Here is a 17397-nt window from a genome sequence, read left to right as displayed (position 1 = left end):
CGTGTCCGCGTTCCGCCCGCCCTGGGCGAGGCGGCCCAGCGGCGGGACGGACGGGCCGAGGTCAGGCGACCGCGCCGTCCTCGCCGGGAAGCAGGCCGTTGTGCTCGCCCAGCATCGGCGCGGCGAACGGCGCCGGGCCCGGGGTGCGCCCGAACCGGATCGGGTGGGCCACGCCGCGGTAGCTGGACAGCAGCGGATGCGGGATCGTCTCGACGATGCCCTCGGCCGCCACCTGCGGATGGTCGAACATCTCCTCGACCCGGCGCGCGGCCGCGCAGGGCACGCGTTCCCCGAACACGGCCTCCCATTCCAGCGCGGTGCGCGCGGACAGGGCCTGGTGCAGCCGCGGGACGAGTTCGTCGGTGTGCTCGGCGCGCTTGCGCACGCTGTCGTAGCGCGGGTCCTCGGCCAGTGCCGGCAATCCGACCAGCTCGCACAGCGCCTGCCAGAAGTGCGGCGTGTTGGCCGACAGGTACAGCCAGCCCTCGCGGGTGGGATGCAGGCCGGTGATGCCGCCGGAGCGCATGTCGCGGCGCACGTTGGCCGGCTCGCCCTCGGCCCAGACCAGCCGCGCCGACTGCATCGCCAGCGCCGCGCGCAGCAGGGACACGCCCACGTACTGGCCTTCGCCGCTGCGCTCGCGCTCGTACAGGGCCGACGACACGCCCGCGGCCACCAGCGCCGCCGCGTAGTAGTCCACGACCGAGCCGTAGAGGACCTCCGGCGCGCCGCGACGGTCGCCCTGCTCCACGCACATGCCGGTCATGGTCTGCAGGACCTGGTCGTAGCCGGCCTTGTCCTTCAGCGGCCCGGTCTCGCCGTAGCCGGTCACCGCGCAGTAGACCAGGCGCGGGTTGATCGCCTGCAGCGTCGGATGGTCGATGCGCAGGCGCTCGGGCACGCCGGGTCGGAAGTTGTGCACCAGCACGTCGGCCTCGCGCACCAGGCGCAGCAGGCGCGCGTGGTCGCCATCGGCCTTGAGGTCCAGCACCACGCCGCGCTTGCTGCGGTTGACGCCGAGGAAGGCCCGGCTCTCCGCCTCCAGGGTGGAGGGATAGCGGCGCAGGTTGTCGCCGGCCGGCGGTTCGACCTTGAGCACGCTCGCGCCCTGGTCGGCCAGCAGCGAGCAGCCGTACGGGCCGGCGATGTAGGCACTCAGGTCCAGCACCCTGACCCCGGTCAGCGGCCCGGCGGGGCCCTGCCTGGGGAAATCGAAGGGGGATCGTGCGCTCATCTGCTCGTCGTCTCCATGCAATCCGTGCTCGCAGTCAGTGTGTAGGGGGGAAGGCTCGCGACCAACCCGGCGGCGCTATCTTCAATAGCCGGGCTGCACTTGCCTGTGGCCTCACATGTCGCCACAGTCGTTCCCGCCGCGGTGGTCGGCGGCGGGCGCGTGCTCCAGCCAGGTGATCCGCCATGCGCCGTCGGTGCGCCCGTCGATGCCGTAGTACGGCCGGAACACGATGGGCGCGCGCCGCGCCGGGCGAAGCTCCAGCGGCACGCTGCCGTCCGGGTCCGCGGGCAGCGCGGCCACCCACGCCTCGCCGCATTCGGGCGGCAGCACGGTCTCGCCGGTGCGATAGCCGTCGATCAGCCCGGTGGCATAGGCCAGCGGCCCGCGCGCCAGGGCCACGTACTCGCGCAGCAGCACCTGCTGGCGCACCGGCGATCCGTCCGGCGCGAGGGACTCCTGCACGTTGCGATAGGTGCGCCGCTCCAGCCGCGGCGACATCGACAGTTCGATCTCGATCCGGTCGCCCGGCTGCCAGCGCCGGCGCAGCCGCAGCCAGCCGTCCGCCGCGGAAACGGGCGCGACCTCGCCGTTGACCCGCAGCACCGCTGCGCCGGCCCAGGCCGGCAGGCGGCACTGCCATTCGAATTCGCAGGCCTGCGCAGGCGCCACCGCGACGGCCAGCGTGCCCGCGTGCGGATAGCCGGTCCGGACCTGGAACGCCACCGGCGTCCCGCCCAGCTCGAACTCCGCCCGCCCGGGCGCGAGCAGGTTCAGCGATACGCCGTCGGTGCCCCGCCGCGTCCATGCGACCGCCTGCAGTTCCTCCAGCGCCATCGCGCCGCTGGACTTGCAGCAGCGCCAGTACTTGGTGTGGATGCGGCGGCCGTTGGCGAAGCTGTAGTAGCACCAGTCCTCGCCATTGGGCGCGGCGGCGCCGAGCAGGTCGTTGTAGGCGCTGCGCTCCAGTTCCTCGGCATAGCGGGCCTGCCCGGTGAGCAGCAGCAGCTCGCGGTTGAGCTGCATCCAGGCCAGCACCGAGCAGGTCTCGATGTAGGCGCCGGGGTCGAAGACGAACGCGGGATTGAAGACCTCGCGCGAGCGGTGGCCGATGCCGCCGAACGGGCCGCCGCCCAGGCTGAGGTGGTGGTCGCGGATGTTGCGCCAGAGGCGGTCGACCGCCTCGCCCAGTTCGGCGCGGCCCGTCGCGCGATGCAGCTTGGCCAGCCCGACCAGGTTCCAGCACAACTGGTACGCCTTGCCGGTGGCGATCTCCGAGGCGTCGGCGCCGTCCAGCGCCTGCCGCAGCAGCGCCAGTCGGGGATGGGCGTCGGCCTGGGCCAGGATCGTCTCGGCCAGTTCGAGGTAGCGCGGCGCCGCCGTCGCCCGGTACAGCTCCACGGCCGGGTCCAGCAGCACCGTGGCCGACATGCCGTGGTGGTTGCCCACCGTGGTGATGTCCAGCCCGCGCACCACGAAGGTGTCGTGGCACAGGTCGCCGATGCGGGCGGCGGCGCGCAGGTGGCCGGCGTCGCCGGTCAGCCTCCAGGCCTCCACCAGTCCCAGGACCAGGTAGCTGTGCGTCCACACGTCCCAGGTGCGCAGGGCCGGCTCGCCGTTCCAGCTTTCCGGACGCGGCGGCTGCGGTACGTCGAAGCGGCGGTGCGGCGGGTAGTTGCCCAGGTAGCCGTCCGGCTCCTGGCACGCGGCCAGGTGGTCGGCCACCGCGGCCACATGGCCGCGCAGCGCCTCGTCGCCGCTGCGCTGCGCCGCGCGCGAGGCGGCCACCAGCCACTTCCCGGCATGCTCGCCGTACCAGTCGCCGCCCTCGTTGCCCGCGCGGCGCGCCGGATCGAAGATGGCGATGGCCGGGCTGCCGGGGCCGGTGACGAAAGTCGACAGGCGCCCGCGGCGGTTGGCCTCCATCGCCTCGCCCAGCAGGCCGTCCAGGCGCAGCGCCGGGGGCGGAAGCGGCGTCATGCGGGGCTGCAGGCCGCTCATGCCGCATCCACCACGCAGCGGAAGCCGATCGTGCCGGAGCGGTCCTTGCACGGCGCCATCAGCAGGTACTTGCCGTGCTGGTCGAGGCGGTAGGCCTGCGGGAAGTACCAGTGCGAGGTCTGCGGCTGGTAGCTCGACCCGCCGCGCAGGATCGCCGCGCGGGTGTGCTCGTCGACGAACTCGTCGGTCCATTGCCAGACGTTGCCGACCAGGTCCATCACGCCGAACGGGCTGGCCCCGTCCGGATGCGCGTCGACGTCGTCGGGTGCGGCCAGGCGCCGGCCGCGGTTGGTGCGCGGCACGCGCGCCTCGTCCCAGGCGTCGCCCCAGGGATAGGCGCGCCCGTCGCTGCCCTGCGCCGCGTACTGCCACTCCCAACTTCGCGGCAGGCGCTTGCCCGCCCAGGCCGCGTAGGCGCGCGCATCCTCCAGCGAGACCCAGGTCACCGGCTTGTTCTCCCAGCCCGGGCGCGGACGCCCCTGCTCCCAGTGCAGGAGGAAGTTGCGGCCGTCGCCGGGCCGGTAGCCGGTGGCGTCCAGGAACGCCTTGAACCCCGCGTTGGTCACCGGGTGGCGGTCGATGTGGAACGCGGGCAGGGACATGCGCCGGCGATGGTGGCGGCGCGGGCAGTCCTCCCACGGGAACTGCACGTCCACGCCCGCCCAGGTGAAGCCCTCGATCTCGATGCCGCCGACGGCGAAATCGAACTCGCCTGCCGGGATCGCGACCATGCCTTGCGGCGGCTGCGCCGACGGCGGCGTCGGCGCGACCTCCACCATCGACTGCGGCAGCGGCTTCCACGTCGCCGAGTGCGCGGACAGCGGCACGCCGGCCTGGCGGCGCACGGTGTCGAGGAAGGCATCGAGGCCCGGCGCCTGGACGCCCACGTCCACCGCCAGCACCGCGCCGAGGCCGCGCCGCTCGAGGGCGAACGACAGCACCGCACGCTCTCCCTCGATGCGCGGCTGCAAAGGCGTGCCGTGCCAGGCGTCGTAGTAGCGGCGTCCCGGCGCATGCACCAGCGCGAGCTGCTCGCCGTCCAGCGCGTACTCGTTGCGGTTGGCCAGGGTCCACAGGCCGATGCCGCGCCCCGGGAAGCGGCTGGCGAACGCGCCCTTCTGCAGGCAGGGCTGGTACGGCTCCCAGTCCATGCTCACCACCAGGTCCGGGAACTGACGGTAGATCGTGGCGATGCGGCGCAGGACCTCGCCGTCGCGCGCGGTGAAGCCGTTCCAGATGCCCCAGATGTTCTCCCAGGCGTTGTAGCCGATGCCGTTGAGGAAGCAGTACTGCAGGTCGTGGGTGCGGTCGCGGCCCCAGCGGTTCTCGTAGTTGACCATGTGCCGGGGCTCGAGCCACTTCCACTTGGAGACCGGCGGCACCGGGCCGTCCGGGGCCTTCTTGCCCCAGCTCTGCACGTTCCAGATCAGTTGTTCCTCGGCGCTGATGGTGGACTCCGGCTGCAGCACCACCGGCCGCCCGCGCTCCAGGCAGGCGTCGAAGAACGCGTGCGGCACGCCGTTGAAGGTGTCGCCGTTGATGCCGTCCGCGCCGACCTTCTCGATGACCTCCGCCAGTCCGTCCCAATGGGTGCAGCCCGGGTCGCGGGTGCCGTGGTCCCAGGGCTTGGCCGGCAGGAACACCTTCACCCCGCGCGCGTGGAAGGCATCCACCGCGCGGCGCAGGCCCTCCAGGCCGCCGGGCATGTCGCCGGCCAGGTCGAACTGGTTGCGGTCGTCCACGCCGATGTTGGGATACACGTACCAGATCAGCACGCTGTCGATGCCGCCGTAGCGCGCGACCAGGTCGTCCAGGTAGCGGTCCACCGTGTACTCGCCCCGGACCGGGTCGTAGAAGTAGCGGTCCTCGACCATCATCTGCGCGTGGACGAAGTTGCGCTGCGCCCACTGCAGCTCCGGGCGCCGGTAGTTGTGGTCGGTGTAGCCGATCCTGACCAGGTGCTCGCGGCGCCAGTCCTTCAGCTCCTGCAGCCAGTCCGCCGAGCTGGCCTGGGCATCGACCATCCACCCGCCGATGTCGGAGAACGGCCACGCCGGCCACTTGCCCGGGGTGGGGAAATAGCGCCCGGTGGTGACGTGGGAGAACTTGTACTCGGTGCCCACCGGCTGCGGGCCGTGGTCGTGCCCGGCGTGGCCGGGATCGTGGAACCGGTAGGGGGAGGAAGTCATGTCGGGCTACCTGTTGGGGGAGAGGGAAAACGCGCATGCAGCGCCGCGCCGTCGCGCAGCCGGCCCGCGGCGACCAGCGCCAGCACCTCGGCGCGCGCCGGCACGCCGGTCTGCGCACCGGCGCGGGTGCAGGCCAGCGCGGCGGCGGCGGCGGCCTCGCGCATGGCGTCGCCCGCGTCCGCGCCGCGCGCCAGCGCCGCGCACAGGGCGCCGCAGAAAGTATCGCCCGCCCCGGTGGTGTCCACCGGGACCACATCGTAGGCCGGTTGCATCCATCGCCGCCCGTCGCGGCGGCGCGCGACCGCGCCGGCGCCCCCCAGGGTCACCACCACCATGGGCACCGCCAGCGCGGCGAGCGCACGGCCGGGATCGGCGATGCCGGCCACGGCCGCCAGCTCGCCCTCGTTGACCACCAGCACGTCGACCGCGTCCAGCAGTTCCTCCGGCAGCCTGCAGGCCGGTGCCGCATTGAGCACCACCTTCACGCCGGCGGCGCGCGCACGGCGCGCCCAGGCCGTCACCGCCTCGAGCGGCGACTCCAGTTGCAGCAGCAGGCAGGCCACGCCGTCCAGCGACGGCAGGTCGGCGGCGGACAGGGTCATGTTGGCGCCGGGCGCGACGGTGATGGCGTTCTCGCCATCTTCCGAGAGGCAGACGAAGGCCACGCCGGTGGCGGCGCCATCGCGCTTCAGCAGCTCGGTTTCCACGCCCGCCGCCTGCAGCGAGCCGAGCAGCGGCACGGCGTGCGCGTCCTGCCCCATCGCCACCAGCATGCGCGTGCGCACGCCGCCCGCGCGTGCGCAGGCAACGGCCTGGTTGGCGCCCTTGCCGCCCGGATAGGTACGGAAGCCGCCGCCCAGCACGGTCTCGCCCGGGGCGGGAATGCGCGGCGCGCGCACCACGAAATCGAGATTGGCCGAGCCGGCGACCAGCACCGTCGGAGAGGAAGCCTGGCTCATGGGAACTCCACCTCTTGCACGAAGTTGTAGAACGGCAGCGCGACCGAGGGCAGCCGCTCCCGCCCACCGCACGGCAGGTGCTGGAGCAGCAGCAGGCCGATGCGCCCGCGCACCGGATCGATCACGAAATACGTCGAGGCCGCGCCACTCCAGCCGACCTGCCCCGGCGCCCCCAGCCTTCCCATGGCGGGGGGGTCCAGCAATACCGATACGCCCAGACCGAATCCGCGTCCCGCGCCGGCATCCACGTGCGGCCGGTCCAGGCCCATCGCCGCCAACTGGTCCCGGAACATGGCCTCGGCCAATGGACGCGGCAGGTACTGGCGGTCGCCATGGCGACCGCCGGCCAGCAGCATCCGCGCGAACGCGAGGTAATCGTGCGCGGTGGAATACAGCCCCCCGGCGGCGGACGCGTACGGCCGCAGGCCAATGCCTGGGTCGCGAGCGTGCGCCTGGTCGGCACGCACGAGCGCGCCGTCGCGCAGGCAGGTCAGTTCGACCACGCGCCCGCGCCCGGCCTCGGGCACGACGAAACCGGTGTCGGCCATGCCCAGGGGTTCGAAGAACGTCGCATCCAGGTAACGCCCCAGGGGTTGGCCGCTCCAGACCTCGACCAGACGCCCCAGGATCTCGGTGGCCATGCCGTCGTAGGCGAAGACGGTGCCCGGATCGTGCGCCAGCGGCACCCGGGCCGCACGCGCGACGTAGGTCGCCAGCGAATCGCTGTCCTCCAGCCGCACCGCCTCGCGCCGGAGCAAGGCCTGTCCCGGCACCACCGGGAAGCCGGCGGTATGGGTGAGCAGGTGGCGCAGGGTCGGCGGGCGGCGCGGCGCGCGCAGGCCGTCCCGGTCCAGGACCCGCAGCGCGGCCAGTTCGGGCAAGTGCAGGGCCACCGCGTCGTCCAGCCCGCCGTGGCCTTCGCCGATCAGGCGCAGCACGGCCGCGGAGACCACCGGCTTGGTCATCGAGTAGATGCGGTAGATGGCGTCGCCGCGCAGCGGATGCCTGCGCTCGGTGTCGGCGCTGCCGACGGCCAGGTCCACCGGCGCCGCATCGGCCGTGGCCACGACCAAGTGCGCGCCCGGATGGCCCTGTTCCAGAACGTGCCTGTGCAGCCATGCGCCGGCCCCGGCCTGCGCGGCGGCGGCATGGCCGCCCATGGCGCATCCAAGCCACAGCACGATGAAGAGGAAGGCACGCGAGCGACGTAGCGACATGGCCATGAAAGGGCAGGCGCCGCACCGTCCAAGGAAGGGGGAAGACGGTGCGGCACCCGCCGCAGGGGAGAGGGCGGCCGACCGCCGTGGCGGTCGGTCGGTGCGGGCGCGGCACCGGGGAACCGGCACCGCGCCCGCGGCGCGGTCAGAACGTGACCGTGTGGCTCAGCGAGTACATGCGGCCGCGGCCGGCCATCCAGTCCCTGTTGCTGGTGCTGGACTCGGAACCGAACAGGATGTACTGCTTGTCCAGCAGATTCTCCACGCCCAGGCTCAGCTTGCCGAAGCGGCCGGTGTCGTAGCCCATCGTCAGGTCCAGCAGGGTCCGGCCTGAGGTGTGCTCGCCGGTGTTCAGCGTGCGCCCGCGGTAGGTGGTCGAGGCCAGCACGAACTCGGCGTTGGGCACGAAGCGCCACTGCACGTTCATGCCCAGCTTGTCCGGGCCGATGTCGCTGGCGCCCATCTGCTTGGTCAGCGGGCCGCCGGTCGTCCACCAGGTCCTGCCCAGGATGCGCGAGTACATCGCGGTGGCGCTCAGCGTGTCGCTGAGGGCGAAGCTTCCGAGCAGCTCGACGCCGTCGACCTCGACCGGGCCGCGGTTCATCACGAAGTCGCCGGTGACCGGATCGGTGCTCAGCGACACGCCGAACTCGGAGAAGCTGCGGTACACCGAAACGCCCGCGGTCACGCGGTCGCCGCGGAAGTTGGCGCCCACTTCCTTGTTCTCGACGATGATCGCTTCCAGGTCGAGGATGCCCGCGACGGTGTAGCCGGGCTTGTTGATGTTGCGCAGCGGGATGCCGACGTTGGGCAGGCTGAAGCCTTCGGCGTACGACGCGTAGGCCGACCACTGGTCGGTGAAGCGCCAGACCATGCCGACGTTGGGCAGCGTGGCCCGGTAGTCCAGCGAACCGCCCTTCACGAACACGCGGTTGTTGAACCAGGTGGTGGTGTAGTCGTCGACCGACAGCTCGCCGCGCTCGCGGCGCACGCCTGCGCTCAGGGTCAGCTTGTCCAGGTCGTAGGACACCTGCATGTAGGGCGCGGTGCTGGTGTACTCCATCGGCGGCACCCACACGCGCTGGGTCAGCGCCAGGCGCTGGTCGGTGACGTCCTCGACGCGGTCCACGCCGCCGCGCACTTCCAGGCCGGAGATGCCGAACGCGTCCGTGCGCGCATAGGAGGCGCGCAGGCCGCGCTTGGCGGAGTTGACCTCGGACTGGTCGATCAGGGTGCCCAGCGGCGCGATGTCCGGGTCCTGCTTGTCGCTGCCGTTCTCCGCCGGGTAGCGCATGGCCTGGTCGGCGCGGTAGGCGTCCACCAGCAGGCTGCCGCCGAACAGGTCGTCGTGCCGGTACTGCAACTGGATCTGGTCGAAGTCGTTGAACTCGGTCTTGGCGCCCAGCGGGGTGCCGCGCACGGCGGTGTTGGTGCGGTTGTTGGCGCGGTCGCCGTCCACGCCGGTGTAGTTGCCCTTGCCGACCAGGTTGAACTTGCTGATCGTGGCCTGAATGCGCTGCATGTCGTTCTCGCCGAAGTTCATGCCGTACTTCAGGAACAGGTTCTTGGCGTCGGAGTCGCTGATCGTGCCCGAACCGCGCATGCCGATGGCGCGGCCGTTGCCGTCGTAGGCCATGCCGCGCTCGACGAAGGAGGCCGACACCAGCACGTCGTACTCGTCCTGGCCGTGGCCCACGGTCAGGCCGACCTTCCAGCCGTCGCTGTCGCCGTAGCCCTGGGTGCTCCAGCGCGTGCTGAGCGTGGCTTCGGTGCCGTGCACCGGGCGCTTGGAAATGTAGTTGATGATGCCGCCCGCCGCGCCGATGCCCTCGGCCGCCGACGGGCCGTTGATGACTTCGATGCGCTCGATGATGCCCAGGTCGGTGAAGCTGCCGGCACGGTTGGTCTCGCGCAGTGGCGAGGTCTGCGGCACGCCGTCGAACAGGCGCAGCGCGATGCGTCCGCGCAGCGTCTCGCCCGAGTTGGTGAGCGCCTGGGTGGACTCGGAATAGCCGGGGATCATGCGCGACAGCACCGCGGTCGCGTCCTCGGTCAGGCTCAGGGAGTTGGAGATCTCCTGCTTGGTGATCACGCTCACCGCGCCGGGGATGCGGTCGGCGGCGCGCGGCATGCGCGTGCCGGTGACGATCACGTTGTCCAGCGTGGTCGGCGAGGCGGTGCGCACGCTTTCGCCTTCCGGCGCGGCTTCGGCCTCGTCGGCATGGGCGGGCTGGATGAAGGCGGTGGCGAGCACACCGGCGATGGCGAGGCTTAACGGCTTGAGCATTACCTGAGCTCCGTTGGTTGGCTAAGTGCGGAACGCCACAGCGACCTTCCGCAACGGAGCGCATGTTAGGTGTGCGTGAGCGACGAACGCAGGACGCGCAGCTATGTTCAATCGAAAGATTTTTTTGCCTTTCAAACAACTTAATTCGTGTTGCTTTGCAGCAATCTCATGTGGCACATGCCTTTCCGCGCATCCGCCTGTAATCCGGCGACTCCCGTGCCGCTTCCGCGCCGGCCTCGAACGCCTTCCGTCGTCCCGCATCTTTTGTAGGATCGCCGCTCACTCCGCACGCATCGAGCCGATGAAACTCTCCCGCACCTGGATTTTCCCGCTGTTGGCAACCACCCTCCTGTGCGGCTGCGCCGCCTCCGCGCACGCACCCGTGCGACCGCGCGCCGCCACGGCCGTCGACACGGCCGTCGACGATGCGCCTCCGGTCCGCGAGAGCGCGGCCTGGTGGTACCGCAACGGCGCCCTTCACGCCCACGCCAATGGTGCGGGCAAGGCCCGCGCGCGCAACGTGATCCTGTTCCTGGGCGACGGCATGAGCCTGGCCACCGTGGCCGCGGCGCGGATCATGGAAGGCCAGCGACGCGGCGAGAACGGCGAGGAGAACCTGCTGGCCTGGGAGCGCTTCCCGCACACCGCGCTGAGCAAGACCTACAACACCGACCACCAGACGCCGGACTCGGCCGGCACCATGACCGCCATCGCCACCGGCGTGAAGACGCACATGGGCGCAATCGGCGTCTCGGCCGGGCACGTGGACGACTGCGCCGGCAGCCACGCGCGCCACGTGCTGTCGTGGCTGCGCCTGGGCTCCAGCGCCGGCATGGCCACCGGCATCGTGACCACCGCCCGTCTCACCCACGCCACCCCGGCCGCCACCTATGCCCACGTTCCCAACCGCGAATGGGAAAGCGACCGCAACATGCCCGCCGCGGCCATCGAGGCGGGCTGCCGCGACATCGCCCGGCAGTTGCTGGACTTCGCGCCCGGGCGCGGGCCGTCGGTCGCGCTGGGCGGCGGCCGCGGCCGCTTCCTGCCGACGACGGCGGCCGACCCGCAGGACGCCTCGCTCACCGGCCTGCGCCGCGACGGCCGCGACCTGACCGCCGAATGGCTGGCCGCCCATCCGGGCGGCGCACTGGCATGGAACGCGGCGCAGATGCGCCAGGCCGCCGGCGCGAGCGCGGTGCTGGGGCTGTTCGCCTTCGAGCACATGCCCTACCACCACGACCGCACCGGCGACGATCCGGAAACGCCCGACCTGGCGGAGATGACCCGCTTCGCGATCGAGAAGCTGTCCGGCGGGAACGACGGGTTCGTGCTGATGGTGGAGAGCGCGCGCATCGACCACGCCCACCACGCCGGAAACGCCTTCCGCGCCCTGGACGAGACCATCGCCATGTCGCGCGCGGTCGAGGCGGCGCTGGAGGCGACCTCGCGCGAGGACACCCTGATCGTGGTCACGGCCGACCACTCGCACACGATGAGCTTCGCCGGCTATCCCGGTCGCGGCAACCCGATCCTGGGCACGGTGCGCGGACGCCTGTCCGACGATGGGCGGAGCGACGGGGAGATGCTGGACGGCCTGGGCCTGCCCTACACCACGCTGAGCTACGCCAACGGCGCCGGCTACACCGGTGCCAGCGAACAGCAGCCCGCCGGCCCCAAGCACTTGCCGCACAAGCCGCGCGCCTACCAGGCCGGCACCGGCCGGCCGGACCTGCGCGGCGTGGACACCGCCCACCCGGACTACCTGCAGGAAGCGCTGGTGCCGATGCGCGACGAGACCCATGGCGGCGAGGACGTGGGCGTGTGGGCGGTCGGCCCGGGCAGCGAGGCGTTCCGCGGCACCATGGAGCAGAACGTGCTCTACCACGTGATCGTCCAGTCCGCCCCGCGCCTGCGCGAGCGCCTGTGCGCGGCGGGCACCTGCGACGCCGACGGCACCCCCGTGCGCCTGCCGGACCCGGCCGACTTCCGCTGAAGCCTCGATGGCCCCGCCCCGCCGGGGGCGGGATCAACCCGCGCGCTGCGCTTCGCAGGCGCGCAGGCATTCCTCGCGCAGCGCGGTCACCGCGCGCGCGCGCACCCCGCCCGGCGACCAGACCAGGCCGATGCGCCGCGGCTCGCACGGTTCGGGCAGCGGCAGGCGCGCCACCCGGATGCCTTCCGGCCAGGGCGGCGCCCAGTCCGGCACCAGCGACACCCCCAGCCCGCGATCGACCATCACCGCGATCGCGTTCAGTGCGTTGAGCTCGAAGCGCTCGCGCGGGGCGATGCCGACCCGGCGCAGGTAGTCGTCGGCGAGACGGCCGCCCCACTGGTGGCGGTCGTAGCGGATCAGCGGCTCCTCGCGCAGCACCTCGTGCGCGTCGCGGCCGGCGAACCGCTCCGGCACCAGCACCACCAGCGGCTCCTCGCGCAACACCTCGAAGCGGCAGGTCTTGGGCAGGTCGTAGGGCGCCTGCAGCACGATGGCCGCATCCAGTACCCCGCGCTCGACGTCGGCGTACAGCTCGGCCGAGTAGCTGGGCTTGATGAAGACGTTGATCTGCGGGAAGTCGGCCACCATCCGCGACAGCACGTCCGGGACCAGGCCGGCCAGCACGGTGGGACAGGCGCCCAGGCGCAGCTCGCCGGACAGGGTGCCGTCGTTGGCGAAGCTGCGCAGGTCGGCCACGTCGCGCAGCAACTGCCGGGTGGGTTCCAGCATGCGCGCGCCGGCCTCGGTCAGGCCCACGGTGCGGCCGGCGCGGGTTACCAGCGGCGTGCCCATCTCGCGCTCCAGCGCGCGGATCTGCTGGGCCACGGCCGCCGCCGTGATGTTCAGCTTGCGCGCAGCCGCGGCCATGGAGCCGTGCTCGGCCACCAGCACCAGCGTCTGCAGGAACGAAGTCTCCACGGGTCCATCATACGGGCCGGCGCCGGCGCCGGAAAAACGCCCGTTCAGCCTTGTCGCGGGTGGTGGATGGTCAGGCCGTCCAGCGCCTGCGTTTGCGGCGCTGGGAACAGCAGGCTGGCCAGGTAGCCGATCACGATGCACAGCATGATGGAGATGGCCAGGTAGAAATACGGGTGCACCAGGTCCATCAGCCAGCAGCCCAGGGTGATGACGATGCTGCCCACCACGCCGATGGCCACTCCCTTGGCGTTCGCCCGGCGGGTGAACATGCCCAGCGTATAGGCGCCGGCGAAACCGCCGCCCAGCAGCCCGGCCAGCTCGATGGACACGTCGAACAGCGAGTGGATGTCGTAGCGGCTCATCACCAGCGCGATGGCGATGCCGGCCGCGCCCACCAGCACGCCGCTCCATTCGGCGATGCGCACCGAGGTCTCCTGCGAGGGCCGGGCCGCGATCCGCTCGTAGAAATCCACCGAGATCAGGGTCGACACGCTGTTGATGATCGAGGACATGGTCGACATCGCCGCGGCGAAGATGCCGGCGATGATCAGCCCGGTGACGCCCGCCGGCAGCTCGGCGGCGATGAACAGCGGGAAGGTGGCGTCGATCGGAAGGCTCGGGTCCAGGCGCTCGGGGTGCGAGCGGTAGTAGCCCCACAGCGCCGCGCCGATGCCGTAGAACACGAAGCCGCCCGGGATCATGATCGCCGCGAACATCCATACCGAGCGCCCCGCGTCCCGCGAGTTGCGGGTCGCCAGCACCCGCTGCATCAGTACCTGGTCCTTGGGGAAGGTGAGGACCACGTCGAACAGCACCAGGAAGATGAAGCCCCACACCGTGGCCTTGGTCAGGTCGAAGCTGAAGTCGAAGATCTTGGTCTTGTCCTGGGCCAGGGCCTCGGCGACGAACCCGGAGGCGCCGCCGTCCATGTGCATGAGCATGTAGCCGATGGCGAAGGCCGCCCCGCCGAACATCACGATCACCTGCACCACATCGGTCCACACCACCGCGCGCATGCCGCCGATGGTGGTGTAGACGATGGTGAACACGCCCATCAGCAGGATGCTCCAGACCACGTCCAGGCCGGTGATGGTGGCGATGGCCAGCGACGGCAGGAACAGGATCACGCTCAGCCGGCTGCCGATCTGCATGACGATGCACAGCAGGCTGGCCAGCATGCGGATGGCCGGGTGGAAGCGGGTCTCCAGGTAGGTGAAGACCGACATCAGGTCCAGCCGCCGCAGCAGCGGCACGATCCAGATCGCGACGAACACCAGGCCCAGCACCGCCATGAGGTTGTTGGTGAGGTACTGCCAGTTGGTCTCGAACGCCTTGGCCGGGATGGCGATGTAGCTGATCGAACTGGTGTTGGTGGCGTACAGGCTGATGCCGGCCGCCCAGAACGGGATGCTGCGCCCGCCGACGAAGAAGTCGGAGGTACTGGCGTTCTGGCCCTGGAAGTAGAAGTACGCGCCCATGCCGAGCATGGCCGCCAGGTACAGCACGATCACCACCCAGTCCGTGGTCCGCAGCAGGTGCTGGCCGGAACCGAGGCCGACCTGGGCGAACTGGCCGCTGGCCGGGTCCAGCCAGTACATCCCGCCGGCCGCCGGCGCGACCACGCGCGCCGATGCCGGCACGGGGGCGTCCAGGCTGGCCCAGGAATCGGTGATGACATGGTAGCGCGCCAGCGCCGCGGTCCCGCCGGCGCCGCGCACCAGGAACAACAGGTGGGCCTGGCCCAGCGTGCGTCCCGTGGCCGCATCCGTGCCCTCGGGCAACGCGCCCCGGTCGGTCCACGCACCATCCGCATCCCGGTGCAGCAGGTGGTCGCCCCCCTCGCCGGCGACCGCCAGCCAGGTGCCGCCGCCCTGCACCATCAGGCGCTGCGGCGCGGCGGCGGGCGACCACGCGCCCAGCCGGCGCCACGCGCGCCCATCGTATTGCCACAGCCCCGGCGCGCCTTCCGCGTCCAGGCCCGCGACGGTCACCGTGTTGCCGAATCCCGCCGCGCGCACCTGCGAAAGCGGCTGCGGCAAGGCAGGCAACGGCTCGTGCGAGAGTCCACGCTGGGTACGGACCATCTTCGCCAGTTGCAGGGCCCGGCCGGCACCGTCCTCCAGCACCAGGTACGGCACTTCGCCGGTGGCGACCGAAGCGATGCGCAGCCCGTCCGGCACGCGCCAGCCGGCGTCCTGCCACTGCCCGTCCTTGAGTTCCCAGGCGCTCGTCCCGCTGACCACGACCGGCTGGCCACCGATGGCCAGGCCGGCATCGACCGGGCGCCGTGCGTCCCAATCCGGCAGCCGCGTGGACTCCACCGACACCAGGTCCTCGGCCTGCACCGGCGGCGCCATCAAGGCCGCCAGCAGCAGGAGCAGCCAGCCGGCGCTCGATCGGCTCATCGACTTGGTCATTGGCACGTTTCCTCAGGCATTGGCCTTTTCCGCGGACCAGACCAGTGCCCGGCGCGCGTGTTGCAGATACGGAAGGTCGACCATGCGGCCGTCCACGACGAAGGCGCCCCGTCCCTGGGCCTGGGCCTCCTCGGCCGCCGCCACGATCCGCCGCGCCAGTTCCACGTCCATGGGCGGCAGGGAAAACACCTCGTGCGCCCACCCGACCTGGCGCGGGTGCACGCAGCTCTTGCCGCAGTAGCCCAGCCGCTGCGCGATGCGCGCCTCGGCCAGGAAGCGTTCGGGCCGTTCCAGGTCCGGGTGGGCGCCATCCCAGGCGAACACGTCGGCCTCGCCGGCGGCCATGCGCACCGCCAGTTGCACGGCATGGACCGCCGCGTGGTCGTCGCGGTCGATCCCCTGCGACTCGAACAGGTCGCCCAGCCCCAACTGCAGGCCGCGCACGCGCGGATGGGCGGCGGCCAGCGAGGGCGCCCGGCGCAGGCCGCGCGGCGTCTCGATGTTCACCAGCAGGCCGGGCATGCGCCGGCCGTGCTCGCGCTCCAGCGCGTCCAGGCGCTCGCCGACACCGTGCAGGGCCTCCGGGTCCTCGGTCTTGGGCAGGTTCAGCAGGTCCACGCACGGCAGCGCCAGGGCGCGGAAGTCCTCGTCGAAGTGCGCGCTGTCGACCGCGTTGGTGCGCACGACCAGCATCTTGGTTCCCGGGTCGAGCCCCTTCAGGAATCCGGCCACGCGCTCGCGCGCGGCGGCCTTGCCGGACCCGGGCACCGAGTCCTCCAGGTCGAAGGAAACCGCGTCCGCGTCACCCGCGAACGCCTTGGCGAAGAGTTCCCCGCGGGAACCCGGGACGAATAGCTTGCTGCGCACGGATCCGGTCCTCTATACGGAGCCGGAGTGTGGAGCCATTCCCGGGCCGCGAAGCATGCGGCGGCTATCTTCAAACCCAAAACTTTCTTTGCTCAGGGCGCATCGGGGCCGGCATCCTCCGCCGCGGCCGCGCGCTGGCGGTCCAGGAACGCCATCGTTTCGAGCATGATCGGCCAGGTACCTTCGCGGCCCAGCGCCGAGACCAGGAACCACGGCTGTTCCCAGCCCAGCTCGGCCACCACCTGGGCCGCACGCTCGGCCGCCTCGTCCTCGGGCATCAGGTCGGCCTTGTTCAGCACCAGCCAGCGCGGCTTGGCCAGCAATTCGGGATCGTGCCGGCCCAGCTCGCGCTCGATGGCGCGCACCTGCTCGGCCGGCGACATGCCCGCGGCCTCTTCCTCGTCGTACACGCCCAGGGCCGGCGCCAGGTCGACCAGGTGCAGCAGCAGCCGGGTGCGCTGCAGGTGGCGCAGGAACTGCGCGCCCAGGCCCGCGCCGTCGGCCGCGCCCTCGATCAGGCCGGGGATGTCGGCGACGACGAAGCTGCGGTGCGCCTCGACGCTGACCACGCCCAGGTTGGGATACAGCGTGGTGAACGGGTAGTCGGCCACCTTGGGCGTGGCCGCCGACACCGCGCGGATGAAGGTGCTCTTGCCGGCGTTGGGAAAGCCGAGCAGGCCCACATCGGCCAGCAGCTTCAGCTCCAGGCGCAGCGTGCGCTGCTCGCCCGGCTCGCCCGGGGTGGCCTGGCGCGGGGCGCGGTTGACCGAACTCTTGAAGTGCATGTTGCCCAGCCCGCCCTTGCCGCCGCGGGCCACCAGCAGGCGGTCGCCATGGCGGGTGAGGTCGCCGATCACCTCGTCGGTGTCGACGTTGGTGACCACGGTGCCGACCGGCACGGTGACCACCCGGTCCTCGCCGCCCTTGCCGTACATCTGCCGGCCCATGCCGTTCTCGCCGCGCTGGGCGCGGAAGCGGCGCTCGTGGCGGAAATCGACCAGGGTGTTGAGGTTCTCGTCGGCCAGCAGCCACACGCTGCCGCCGCTGCCGCCGTCGCCGCCGTCCGGCCCACCCAGCGGGATGAACTTCTCGCGGCGGAAACCGACGCAGCCGTTGCCGCCGTTGCCGGCGGTCACTTCGATTTCAGCTTCGTCTACGAGTTTCATGGGCTGGCGCTGGGAATAAGGAATGGAAACGACGGCATGCACGGCGCCGCGCGAAAGGCAGGGCGCGGCAGGCCGGCGGACGCCCAGTCTAGCCGCAGGCGGGAACCGGCGGCCGCGTCCTGCGCGGCGCGCGGGCCATGCCGTTTTTCGCC

General features: G+C 71.6%; 11 protein-coding genes. 1 reads left to right on the top strand and 10 read right to left on the bottom strand.

The annotated features are described in order from the left end of the window. Window positions 1-61 precede the first annotated feature (61 nt). From HNR76_RS02970 to HNR76_RS15545, 6 genes are all read right to left on the bottom strand, one after another. Window positions 62-1234, bottom strand: coding sequence for a CaiB/BaiF CoA transferase family protein (locus HNR76_RS02970; RefSeq protein ID WP_162311407.1), 1173 nt, complete (start codon window positions 1232-1234; stop codon window positions 62-64). 111 nt (window positions 1235-1345) lie between these two features. Continuing rightward, window positions 1346-3211, bottom strand: a complete 1866-nt coding sequence (locus tag HNR76_RS02965) for a glycoside hydrolase family 127 protein (protein ID WP_162311406.1) — start codon at window positions 3209-3211, stop codon at window positions 1346-1348. 17 nt (window positions 3212-3228) lie between these two features. Then, complete coding sequence (locus HNR76_RS02960; protein WP_162311405.1) at window positions 3229-5421, bottom strand: formylglycine-generating enzyme family protein; 2193 nt, start codon at window positions 5419-5421, stop codon at window positions 3229-3231. After that, window positions 5418-6380 (bottom strand): ribokinase, encoded by a 963-nt coding sequence (locus tag HNR76_RS02955; protein WP_162311404.1) that lies wholly within the window; start codon window positions 6378-6380, stop codon window positions 5418-5420. Before HNR76_RS02955 ends, HNR76_RS02960 begins: the two co-directional genes overlap by 4 nt. Then, window positions 6377-7597 carry a serine hydrolase domain-containing protein gene (locus HNR76_RS02950; RefSeq protein WP_162311403.1) on the bottom strand — a complete coding sequence of 407 codons (1221 nt, stop codon included), beginning with the start codon at window positions 7595-7597 and terminating at the stop codon, window positions 6377-6379. Before HNR76_RS02950 ends, HNR76_RS02955 begins: the two co-directional genes overlap by 4 nt. Before the next feature lie 145 nt (window positions 7598-7742). Further along, window positions 7743-9884, bottom strand: coding sequence for a TonB-dependent receptor (locus HNR76_RS15545; RefSeq protein ID WP_162311402.1), 2142 nt, complete (start codon window positions 9882-9884; stop codon window positions 7743-7745). Window positions 9885-10185: 301 nt separating this feature from the next. On the opposite strand from HNR76_RS15545, the gene HNR76_RS02940 reads away from it, so the two are divergent. Continuing rightward, a complete protein-coding gene (locus HNR76_RS02940; protein WP_162311401.1) occupies window positions 10186-11877 on the top strand; it encodes an alkaline phosphatase in 1692 nt (563 codons plus the stop codon). A 33-nt stretch (window positions 11878-11910) separates the two neighbouring features. On the opposite strand, the gene HNR76_RS02935 is transcribed toward HNR76_RS02940, so the two are convergent. The 4 genes from HNR76_RS02935 to obgE form a co-directional block, all read right to left on the bottom strand. Further along, window positions 11911-12795: a LysR family transcriptional regulator gene (locus HNR76_RS02935; RefSeq protein ID WP_162311400.1), complete on the bottom strand. Its 885-nt coding sequence runs from the start codon at window positions 12793-12795 to the stop codon at window positions 11911-11913. Window positions 12796-12839: 44 nt separating this feature from the next. Beyond that, window positions 12840-15212, bottom strand: coding sequence for a sodium:solute symporter (locus tag HNR76_RS02930; protein WP_162311399.1), 2373 nt, complete (start codon window positions 15210-15212; stop codon window positions 12840-12842). A 12-nt stretch (window positions 15213-15224) separates the two neighbouring features. After that, complete coding sequence (locus HNR76_RS02925; RefSeq protein WP_162311398.1) at window positions 15225-16079, bottom strand: HpcH/HpaI aldolase/citrate lyase family protein; 855 nt, start codon at window positions 16077-16079, stop codon at window positions 15225-15227. Window positions 16080-16171: 92 nt separating this feature from the next. Beyond that, entirely contained in the window at window positions 16172-17245 is a 1074-nt protein-coding gene (gene obgE / locus HNR76_RS02920) for a GTPase ObgE (RefSeq protein ID WP_162311397.1), read from the bottom strand. Between the last annotated feature and the right edge of the window lie 152 nt (window positions 17246-17397).

Source organism: Pseudoxanthomonas broegbernensis (assembly GCF_014202435.1).
GTDB classification, from domain to species: Bacteria; Pseudomonadota; Gammaproteobacteria; order Xanthomonadales; family Xanthomonadaceae; genus Pseudoxanthomonas; species Pseudoxanthomonas broegbernensis.
This window is presented reverse-complemented; position numbering and strand designations above follow the sequence as displayed.

Coding starts and splice junctions, on each gene's coding strand:
- HNR76_RS02930 (WP_162311399.1), bottom strand. CDS start 15,212: ATGACCAAGTCGATGAGCCGATCGAGCGCCGGCTGGCTGCTCCTGCTG.
- HNR76_RS15545 (WP_162311402.1), bottom strand. CDS start 9,884: ATGCTCAAGCCGTTAAGCCTCGCCATCGCCGGTGTGCTCGCCACCGCC.
- HNR76_RS02950 (WP_162311403.1), bottom strand. CDS start 7,597: ATGTCGCTACGTCGCTCGCGTGCCTTCCTCTTCATCGTGCTGTGGCTT.
- HNR76_RS02940 (WP_162311401.1), top strand. CDS start 10,186: ATGAAACTCTCCCGCACCTGGATTTTCCCGCTGTTGGCAACCACCCTC.
- HNR76_RS02960 (WP_162311405.1), bottom strand. CDS start 5,421: ATGACTTCCTCCCCCTACCGGTTCCACGATCCCGGCCACGCCGGGCAC.
- obgE (WP_162311397.1), bottom strand. CDS start 17,245: ATGAAACTCGTAGACGAAGCTGAAATCGAAGTGACCGCCGGCAACGGC.
- HNR76_RS02970 (WP_162311407.1), bottom strand. CDS start 1,234: ATGAGCGCACGATCCCCCTTCGATTTCCCCAGGCAGGGCCCCGCCGGG.
- HNR76_RS02955 (WP_162311404.1), bottom strand. CDS start 6,380: ATGAGCCAGGCTTCCTCTCCGACGGTGCTGGTCGCCGGCTCGGCCAAT.
- HNR76_RS02965 (WP_162311406.1), bottom strand. CDS start 3,211: ATGACGCCGCTTCCGCCCCCGGCGCTGCGCCTGGACGGCCTGCTGGGC.